Origin of the sequence: Streptomyces bambusae (genome assembly GCF_019400985.1) — a bacterium.
Taxonomy (GTDB): domain Bacteria; phylum Actinomycetota; class Actinomycetes; order Streptomycetales; family Streptomycetaceae; genus Streptomyces; species Streptomyces bambusae_A.
Window position 1 is genome coordinate 1 of sequence record NZ_WTFF01000299.1, and the last position, 9,010, is coordinate 9,010.

The 9,010-nt window shown below is 71.0% G+C and carries 8 protein-coding genes and 2 pseudogenes; 8 read left to right on the forward strand and 2 right to left on the reverse strand.

The genetic code is table 11. The annotated features are described in order from the left end of the window. Together GPJ59_RS29125 and GPJ59_RS29130 are read right to left on the reverse strand one after the other, a co-directional pair. Window positions 1-227: pseudogene (locus GPJ59_RS29125) on the reverse strand (hypothetical protein); the annotation flags it as partial. Beyond that, on the reverse strand, window positions 227-928 hold the full coding sequence (locus GPJ59_RS29130; RefSeq protein WP_219670718.1) for an RNA polymerase sigma factor: 702 nt from the start codon (window positions 926-928) through the stop codon (window positions 227-229). The gene GPJ59_RS29130 and the pseudogene GPJ59_RS29125, both read right to left, overlap by 1 nt. Window positions 929-1,346: 418 nt before the next feature. On the opposite strand from GPJ59_RS29130, the gene GPJ59_RS29135 reads away from it, so the two are divergent. The 8 genes and pseudogenes from GPJ59_RS29135 to GPJ59_RS29170 form a co-directional block, all read left to right on the forward strand. Continuing rightward, window positions 1,347-1,883: a 2-oxo-4-hydroxy-4-carboxy-5-ureidoimidazoline decarboxylase gene (locus GPJ59_RS29135; RefSeq protein WP_374200943.1), complete on the forward strand. Its 537-nt coding sequence runs from the start codon at window positions 1,347-1,349 to the stop codon at window positions 1,881-1,883. Window positions 1,884-2,036: 153 nt separating this feature from the next. Then, on the forward strand, window positions 2,037-2,417 hold the full coding sequence (gene sdhC / locus GPJ59_RS29140) for a succinate dehydrogenase, cytochrome b556 subunit (RefSeq protein WP_219670709.1): 381 nt from the start codon (window positions 2,037-2,039) through the stop codon (window positions 2,415-2,417). Window positions 2,418-2,422: 5 nt separating this feature from the next. Next, the gene (locus tag GPJ59_RS29145) at window positions 2,423-2,899 is read left to right on the forward strand and encodes a succinate dehydrogenase hydrophobic membrane anchor subunit (RefSeq protein WP_219670710.1); all 477 of its coding nucleotides are present in this window, start codon (window positions 2,423-2,425) and stop codon (window positions 2,897-2,899) included. Window positions 2,900-2,925: 26 nt separating this feature from the next. Next, window positions 2,926-4,680 carry a succinate dehydrogenase flavoprotein subunit gene (gene sdhA, locus GPJ59_RS29150; protein WP_219670714.1) on the forward strand — a complete coding sequence of 585 codons (1,755 nt, stop codon included), beginning with the start codon at window positions 2,926-2,928 and terminating at the stop codon, window positions 4,678-4,680. After that, window positions 4,680-5,438: a succinate dehydrogenase iron-sulfur subunit gene (locus GPJ59_RS29155; protein WP_219670715.1), complete on the forward strand. Its 759-nt coding sequence runs from the start codon at window positions 4,680-4,682 to the stop codon at window positions 5,436-5,438. Before sdhA ends, GPJ59_RS29155 begins: the two co-directional genes overlap by 1 nt. Before the next feature lie 160 nt (window positions 5,439-5,598). Next, the gene (locus GPJ59_RS29160) at window positions 5,599-6,225 is read left to right on the forward strand and encodes a Uma2 family endonuclease (RefSeq protein WP_219670716.1); all 627 of its coding nucleotides are present in this window, start codon (window positions 5,599-5,601) and stop codon (window positions 6,223-6,225) included. Window positions 6,226-6,303: 78 nt separating this feature from the next. Then, window positions 6,304-7,398 (forward strand): serine hydrolase domain-containing protein, encoded by a 1,095-nt coding sequence (locus tag GPJ59_RS29165; RefSeq protein ID WP_219670717.1) that lies wholly within the window; start codon window positions 6,304-6,306, stop codon window positions 7,396-7,398. Between the two features lie 107 nt (window positions 7,399-7,505). Then, a pseudogene (locus GPJ59_RS29170) lies at window positions 7,506-9,010 on the forward strand (hypothetical protein); the annotation flags it as partial.

Consider the following 9,010-nt stretch of genomic DNA (forward strand, 5'->3'; position numbering starts at 1 on the left):
GCCCCGGCCAGGCCCCGTGCGGCACGGAACGCGGCCACGGCCGCGGCCTCGCCGGGCAGCTCGGGACCGCCCTGGGGCGGGACCTGCGGGGCGAGGGAGTCCAGCGCGCCGCGCAGCCGGGCGGCAACCGCCTGGTCACGGGGGTCGGCGACAGGTCCGGCCGGGTCACCGCGCAGCAGGTTCTCCGCTGCGGCTGCGCCCAGCCAGCTGTTGCCCTCGTCGGCCATCACATGTCCTTCTGCGTCCGCCAACGTGAATGCGTCACACCGGTTTGTTCCACGAGTTCTCCGCCCGGGCCGCGTTGTGCGGGTACGGCGTCGAGCTCCCCGGCGCGGCCGAGGGCATTATGGCCGACTTCCGGGCCGGACTCCCCTCCGCTTTCCGCGCCGAGCAGTTCCGCCAGCTTCTTCAGGCCGCGGTGCGCGGCCGTGCGGACGGCCCCGGGTCGCTTGCCGAGCGTCTCCGCGGCGGACTTGGCGTCGAGCCCGACCACCACGCGCAGCACCACGGCCTCGGCCTGGTCCTGCGGGAGCCGGGCGATCAGCGCCATGGTGTTGCCGGTGGCCAGGGCCTCCATCGCCTCGCCCGCGGTGTCGGAGTCGGCGGCCCGGCCCGTCAGCTCGGTCTCGTCGCCGCCGACGGCGGGCCGGCGGCCGCGCATGCGGACGTGGTCCAGCGCCCGGTTGCGGGTGATCCGCGCGGCCCAGCCGCGGAAGCGGTCGGCGTCCCCGGTGAAGGAATCGAGGTCGCGGGCGATCTGCAGCCATGCCTCGGAGGTCACGTCCTCGGCGTCCATGTCGCCGACGAGCGTGCGTGCGTACCCGAGCAGGCGCGGGTGCACGGCCCGGTACACGGCACGGAAGGCGTGGTCGTCGCCGCCCTGTGCCGCGAGCACCGCGGCGGTCAGCTCCGCGTCGTCCCCCAGCAAAGTCCCCAACCCGTTCACAGTCTTTTACGTGTGGCGCAAATCAGCACGTTAAGGGTTTCATGCACGTCTCGTCCACGCGTTGTACAACTAGCAACCAACCCGGTGCGGAGCGGGGTGTGACAGAAAACGCACTCCCGGCGCTGACAGGAGTACGGGCTTGTCGCACGAGCCCGTGCCGGACGGCGACCGGGGCCTCTCCTGTGGGGGGTGGCGGCCTCGGTCGTCTTCCCCCTTTTCCCCGTCTTCACCGGGGCCTCACCTCTCCCGTGCTTCTCTTCCGGGTGAATTCACGTCCACGGCTGCGCCGCGCCCGCCCGCGCCTCGCTAGCGTGGTGGCCAGCCCCTGCGTCCTGCCCCGAGGAGTCCCCCGCTGTCCAGCCACCTCCCGGCACAGGTCCGCGGCGCCTGGGGTCCCGGGCTGACCCGGTTCAACGCGCTCTCCGCCGAGACGGCACAGGACCTCCTGCTCCACTGCTGCGGCAACCGCCGCTGGGCGCACCGGCTGGCCGCGCACCGACCGTACCCCGATCCGGGCGCGCTGCTGGCCGCCGCCGAGGAGGCCTCGTACGACCTGTCCCCCGCGGATCTGGCCGAGGCGCTCGCCGCGGAGGACCCGGCGGAGCTGGACCCGCGCGCCCCGTACGCGGCCCACCTGGCGCTGCGCGCCGCGCTCGCGGAGTACGAGCGGCGCTTCGGGCACGCCTTCGTGGTCTGCCTGGCCGGGCTCGCACCGCAGGACCGTACCGACGCGGTGCTGAGCGCGATCCAGTCGCGGCTGGCGAACTCGGCGGAGGAGGAGCGGGCGGTCGCGGCGGACGAACTGCGGCGGCTGGCCGGGGAGCGGCTCTCGGAGCTCGTCCCACTCTGTGGACCGGCGCTGCCGGGCGGGCTCGCGCAGGCCCTCGACGAACCAGCCGATACGCCGGAATTGGTCCGATTCGCCCCTGCGGGATAGCCCGTCCGTGCCTGTTTGATCACACCGATGGACCCCGCGCGAGGGAACCGACAACTCGTCGCTACGATGTCCGGGGCCGGTGGACCGTACCCGGCCGGGCCCGACCGACAACGAAGCCGGCAGGCCCCCGCCCCGCTTCCGGAGGGTTTTTCCGTGCCGGCTGGAACGTTGTACCGCGGCCGGGAAGGAATGTGGTCCTGGGTGGCTCACCGAGTCACCGGCGTCCTCATCTTCTTCTTCCTGTTCGTACACGTCCTCGACACCGCTCTCGTCCGCGTCTCTCCCGAGGCGTACGACGATGTCGTGGCTACCTACAAGACTCCGATCGTCGCGCTGCTGGAGTACGGCCTCGTGGCCGCCATCCTCTTCCACGCGCTCAACGGTCTCCGTGTCATCGCCGTGGACTTCTGGTCCAAGGGCCCGCGCTACCAGAAGCAGATGCTCTGGACCGTCGTGTCCATCTGGGTCGTGCTGATGGCCATGGCCCTGTACCCCGTACTGGGCCACGCCTACCTTGAGCTGTTCGGGGAGTGACACAGATGTCCGCTGACACCTCTTCTTCGATCGGCGCCGTCGAGGGCGTGAGCCTGTACGACGCCGACAACCCGGCCCCGTACATCGAGGCCCCGCGCAAGCGCACGGGCAAGACGCCCCGCTCGACCCGCGGCAACTTCGAGATGGCCGCCTGGCTCTTCATGCGCCTGTCCGGCATCGTCCTGGTCGTGCTGGTCATCGGCCACCTGCTGATCCAGCTGGTGCTGGACGGCGGCGTCTCCAAGATCGGCTTCGCCTTCGTGGCCGGCCGCTGGGCCTCGCCGTTCTGGCAGGCCTGGGACCTGCTGATGCTGTGGCTGGCGATGCTGCACGGCGCCAACGGCCTGCGTACGGTCATCAACGACTACGCGGAGCGCGCCAACACGCGGCTGTGGCTGAAGGGCCTGCTCTACACCGCCACGGTGTTCACCATCCTTCTGGGCACGCTGGTGATCTTCACCTTCGACCCGAACATCCGCTAGGCAACGGGGCTGAGGCGAGAAATCTCATGAAGATCCACAAGTACGACACCGTCATCGTCGGCGCCGGCGGCGCGGGCATGCGCGCCGCCATCGAGGCGACGAAGCGCAGCCGCACCGCGGTCCTGACGAAGCTGTACCCCACCCGCTCCCACACGGGCGCCGCGCAGGGCGGCATGGCCGCCGCGCTGGCGAACGTGGAGGAGGACAACTGGGAGTGGCACACCTTCGACACGGTCAAGGGCGGTGACTACCTGGTCGACCAGGACGCCGCCGAGATCCTGGCGAAGGAGGCCATCGACGCCGTCCTCGACCTGGAGAAGATGGGCCTGCCGTTCAACCGCACCCCGAACGGCACCATCGACCAGCGCCGCTTCGGCGGCCACTCGCGCAACCACGGCGAGGCCCCGGTCCGCCGGTCCTGCTACGCCGCGGACCGCACCGGCCACATGATCCTCCAGACGCTGTACCAGAACTGCGTCAAGGAGGGCGTGGAGTTCTTCAACGAGTTCTACGTCCTCGACCAGCTCATCGTCGAGGAGGACGGCGTCAAGAAGTCCGCCGGCGTCGTCGCGTACGAGCTGGCCACGGGCGAGATCCACATCTTCCAGGCGAAGGCCGTCATCTACGCCTCGGGCGGCACCGGCAAGTTCTTCAAGGTGACCTCCAACGCGCACACCCTCACCGGTGACGGCCAGGCGGCCTGCTACCGGCGCGGCCTGCCGCTGGAGGACATGGAGTTCTTCCAGTTCCACCCGACGGGCATCTGGCGCATGGGCATCCTGCTGACGGAGGGCGCCCGCGGTGAGGGCGGCATCCTCCGCAACAAGGACGGCGAGCGCTTCATGGAGAAGTACGCGCCGGTCATGAAGGACCTCGCGTCCCGTGACGTCGTCTCGCGCTCCATCTACACGGAGATCCGCGAGGGCCGCGGCTGCGGTCCCGAGGGCGACCACGTGTACCTGGACCTCACCCACCTGCCGCCGGAGCAGCTGGACGCGAAGCTCCCGGACATCACGGAGTTCGCGCGCACCTACCTGGGCATCGAGCCGTACACGGACCCGATCCCGATCCAGCCCACCGCGCACTACGCCATGGGCGGCATCCCGACCAACGTCGAGGGTGAGGTGCTCTCGGACAACACCACCGTCGTCCCCGGCCTGTACGCGGCCGGCGAGGTCGCGTGCGTGTCGGTGCACGGCGCCAACCGCCTGGGCACCAACTCGCTGCTGGACATCAACGTCTTCGGCAAGCGCTCGGGCATCGCGGCGGCCAAGTACGCCGCCGAGAACGACTACGTCGAGCTGCCGGAGAACCCGGCCGAGCTCGTGGTCGGCCTCGTCGAGCGCCTGCGCAACTCCACGGGCAAGGAGCGGGTCGCCGACCTGCGCCTGGAGCTCCAGGAGACGATGGACGCCAACGTGATGGTGTTCCGTACGGAGCAGACCATCAAGACGGCGGTCGAGAAGATCGCGGAGCTGCGCGAGCGCTACAAGAACGTCTCGATCCAGGACAAGGGCAAGCGGTTCAACACGGACCTGCTGGAGGCCATCGAGCTGGGCAACCTGCTCGACCTGGCCGAGGTCATGGCCGTCTCGGCCCTGGCGCGCAAGGAGTCCCGCGGCGGTCACTACCGCGAGGACTACCCGAACCGCGACGACGTCAACTTCATGCGCCACACCATGGCGTACCGCGAGGTCGCGGCCGACGGCACGGACTCCGTCCGTCTCGACTACAAGCCCGTCGTCCAGACCCGCTACCAGCCGATGGAGCGTAAGTACTGATGGCCACCCCCACCCTGGACAAGGTCGAGGCGGAGTCCGCCGCCTCTCCGTACATCACGGTCACCTTCCGGATCCGCCGCTTCAACCCCGAGGTCTCCGACCAGGCGGAGTGGCAGGACTTCCAGATCGAGATCGACCCGAAGGAGCGCGTGCTCGACGGTCTCCACAAGATCAAGTGGAACCTTGACGGCACGCTGACCTTCCGCCGCTCGTGCGCGCACGGCATCTGCGGCTCCGACGCGATGCGGATCAACGGCAAGAACAGGCTCGCCTGCAAGACGCTGATCAAGGACATCAACCCGGAGAAGCCGATCACCGTCGAGGCCATCAAGGGCCTGACGGTGATGAAGGACCTCGTGGTCGACATGGAGCCCTTCTTCCAGGCGTACCGCGACGTCATGCCCTTCCTGGTCACCACGGGCAACGAGCCGACGCGCGAGCGCCTGCAGTCCGCCGAGGACCGCGAGCGCTTCGACGACACCACCAAGTGCATCCTGTGCGCCGCGTGCACGTCCTCGTGCCCGGTGTTCTGGAACGACGGCCAGTACTTCGGCCCGGCGGCGATCGTCAACGCGCACCGCTTCATCTTCGACTCGCGTGACGAGGCGGGCGAGCAGCGCCTGGAGATCCTGAACGACAAGGACGGCGTGTGGCGCTGCCGCACGACCTTCAACTGCACGGACGCGTGCCCGCGTGGCATCGAGGTCACGAAGGCCATCCAGGAAGTCAAGCGCGCGCTGATCACGCGCCGCTTCTGACCTGGCGGTCAGCGACCTGGCCTGACGAAAGCCCCGCCCCCGGTTTTGTGCACCGGGGGCGGGGCTTTCGCCTCTTCTGATGAACGGGCGCTCTTCCAGCCGCCCGGGGGTGGTCCGTCCTACGATGATGTTCTCGACAGCAGCCCACGGGAGGCACGTGATGTCCGCAGCACCCGCTGAGCAGCCCTACAGCGAACCTGAGGCCGAGAGGTCACTCCTCGATGAGGCCAACGCGCTCATGGAGCGGCTCCCCGGCTACCGAGTCGAGATCATCGGAGGACAGATCCTCGTGTCCCCACCAGCCGACGGTCCCCACGGGGAAATCCTCACCGACCTCATGCTGCCCTTCGTCATGTCGGGGCTGCACGGCGAAGAGACGAAGCTGATCCAGGGCATGGGGCTCTGGCTCCCCGATGGGCCCTCGGACTACGCCATCCCGGATCTGTCCGTGGTCGACGCCGATTACAGGGACCACGAGACCGAGAACAACTGCTACGACCCAGCCGTCTTCCGTCTGGTCCTGGAGGTCACCTCCTCAAACTACAAGGCTGACCTGCGCACCAAGGTCGCCGCGTACGCCAATGCCAAGGTCCCCGTCTACGTGATCGTCGATCGCCGGCACAACCGCCTGCACGTCCTGACCGACCCGATCGCCGATGGGTACGACAAACACCGCGTCCACGCCCCCGGCGAGCTCATCACCCTGCCGGAGACCATCGGCGCCAAGGTCACCCTCGACGTCGAGGCGATCCTCGCGGCGGCGCAGCGCAAGCCCGAAGCCGAGTAGCCCCCAAGGGGCTCCTCAGGGGCGGGTCGGGGTCGGCCCCGATGGTTCGGCGATCTTGGGGGCGGCAGACTCGTCGGCATGACGAACTCGCTGACGAAGCCCGGCCGTTGGGTCCCGCTCGTGGCCGCCGGAGCGGCCCTTCTCACTGCCGGGGCCGTGCTGCCCGCCCAGGCCGCCGAGCGGCCGGAGTCCGCCGCGGCCGCGGCCGCCGCGCATCGGCCGATCGACCGTGAGGCGCTCCAGAAGGCCCTCGGCACGCTGCCCGACGGGGTGTTCTCCGGCGCCATGGCCCGGGTCGGGGGCCGGGACGGGCGGTGGACCGGGGCCGCGGGGAACGTCTCCGCCGACCCCGACGCCTCCTTCCGGATCGGCAGCATCACCAAGCTGTTCACCACCACGATCGCGCTCCAGCTGATGGCCGAGGGCCGGCTGGCCATGGACACCCCGGTCCAGGAGGTCCTCCCCGGCACCCTGCCCGCGCACTGGGCACCGATCACGATCGAGCAGCTGCTCAGCCACACCAGCGGCCTGCCCCGCCCCGCCTGCTACGAGCAGGGCCGGTCGTACACCCCGGCCGAGTTCGTCAAGACCCTCACCGAGTGCCCGGAAGCCGGGGAGCCCGTCACCGGGGAGCAGATCACCCAGGTCTACATGGGGGCCAACTACCACCTGCTCGGCATGGTCATCGAGAAGGTCACCGGCCGTACGTACACCGAGGAGCTGAACCGGCGGATCATCCGGCCGCTGGGCCTGCGCCACACGTACCTACCGCAGGCGGGCGACACCTCGATGCCCGCCGGTGCGCTCGCCGACCTGCCGCCCGCCGACCCGTGGGCGTGGGCCGAGGGCGGGATGGTCTCCAACGCCGCCGACCTGGAGCGGTTCCTGACCAGCCTGCTGCGGGGCCGGCTCCTGCCGCCCGACCGGCAGAAGCTGCTGTTCGAGATGCCGCGGCACGCGGAGCGGGGCTTCAGCCGGGCCGGGGTGCAGTACTACAAGCTGGCGGACGGTACCGAGATCTGGGGCAAGACCGGCAGCTACGGCGGCTTCACGAGCGGCGCCTTCGCCACCCGCGACCAGCGCCGCAGCCTGGTGTACGCCACGGTGCCGGTCACCGGCGACCAGAAGGCGCTCTTCGAGCGGCAAGTGGCCCTCGCCGACGCCGCGTTCTGATCCCCGTTCTGATCCGCGTTCTGATCCGCGCTGCGCGAACCTGCTGACAATCGCCGCCGTCTGCTGCCAACCTGATCTCCCGTCACGACACCACGCGGGGGGCAGCCGTGGAGCATGAGGTCGTCGAGGTGATCGTCCCCGGGATAGGTCCCGTGGACCGGATGGAGGCGCTCCAGCCCGCGGGGATACGCCGTGTCAGCGGGGACGACCGGGCCGGGGTGTACCGGACCGCGGGCTGCCGGGAGGCCGGCCCCGGGGTCGTGCGCGAGGTGTACGACTGGGCCCGGCTGACGATCGGCGGGGCCACCCGGGCGCTGTGGCTGTTCCTGCTGCCGTTCCTGCTGGTCAACCTGGTCGCCTGGATGCAGCCCTTCCGGTTGGGGCAGCGGCGGGCCACCGGGGCCTACCGGTGGCTCTCCCAGCTGCTCGGGCTGTCGCTGACCGTGCTGGCGGTGGTCGCGTTCGCCCAGGGCGCCATGGACCAGCTGGTGTGGCAGTGCGGTACGGGCGGCCCGGCCGGCGGGGTGTGCAAGGAGGAGAACCCGCTGGTCCACTTCGTGCGCGAGCACGGCACGGTCCCCGGCATGCTGCTGGCCGCCACCGTCCCGCTGGTGGCGCTCGCCGCCATGTCGTACAGCGCCCGCGACGGCAGGTCCGAGTACCGCTCGGTCCGGCGCACCCGGCCGGTCGGCACCGACGACCCCTGGAAGGCCGTGCGGGACGCCGAGCAGCCCCGCCACCCGCTGTCCGCGCCGCTGTTCTGGGAGTACAACTGGCGCGCCCGCGGCCTGGCCTGCCGGCACCTGTGCGCGGGCATGCTGACGCTCGCGCTGCTGCTCACCGTGCCCGCCCACCGGGCGGGCACGGGTGATACCGCCGCCGTGCTGCTGTTCACGGCGATCGGGGCCGGCGCGGCCGTGGTCGTCCTGGGCACCCGGTGGTGGCCCGGCACCGCCGGCCAGTGGGGCATCGGGCTGGGCTGCCTGGCGGTGCTCGCGGGTTCGGCGGCGTACTACGCGGCCTCCGGCGGCGCCCGCACCAGCCAGGGCATGCTCCCCGGCATCGGCCTGCTGACCACGGGGCTGCTGGCCGGGCAGGCCCTGCTGCTGCTCGCGCTCGCCGCCGTCTGCGCCGCCACCGCGCACTCCCCCGCCGACCGCCCGGCGCTGCGCGGCATGGCCGGACCGGCGATGGGCGTGGTCGCCTGCTTCAGCGGCTGGATGTACTCCACCGCGCTCGTGCTGTGGACCCAGGACTGGCTGACCGCCGAGCCCGAGCGGTCGCGGGTCGCCTTCCCGGCCGCCGTCCGGGCCATTGCCGCGGCCCTGCCCCCGCTGGCGCTGCTGCTCCTGCTCGTCGTGGTGGCCTTCGTGGGGCTGCTCGCGGCGAGCGCCTGGTGGTCCTGCCTGCCGCGGCGCACCCGGCGGGACGGGCGGCCCGGGCGGCTGCGCCGGCCGGTGCGGGAGGCCGAGCGCGAGGAGTACGAGGAGCGGCGGCGCGCACTGGCCCTGATCCGGGCCCGGGCCTCGGCCGACCCGGTCCAGCGCAGCACCCGGGACTGGGCCTGGCGGCGGCTGCGGAGGCGGCGGCCGCCGCCGGTGCGGCGGGAGGC

Coding starts and splice junctions, on each gene's coding strand:
- sdhA (WP_219670714.1), top strand. CDS start 2,926: ATGAAGATCCACAAGTACGACACCGTCATCGTCGGCGCCGGCGGCGCG.
- GPJ59_RS29165 (WP_219670717.1), top strand. CDS start 6,304: ATGACGAACTCGCTGACGAAGCCCGGCCGTTGGGTCCCGCTCGTGGCC.
- GPJ59_RS29145 (WP_219670710.1), top strand. CDS start 2,423: ATGTCCGCTGACACCTCTTCTTCGATCGGCGCCGTCGAGGGCGTGAGC.
- GPJ59_RS29160 (WP_219670716.1), top strand. CDS start 5,599: ATGTCCGCAGCACCCGCTGAGCAGCCCTACAGCGAACCTGAGGCCGAG.
- GPJ59_RS29155 (WP_219670715.1), top strand. CDS start 4,680: ATGGCCACCCCCACCCTGGACAAGGTCGAGGCGGAGTCCGCCGCCTCT.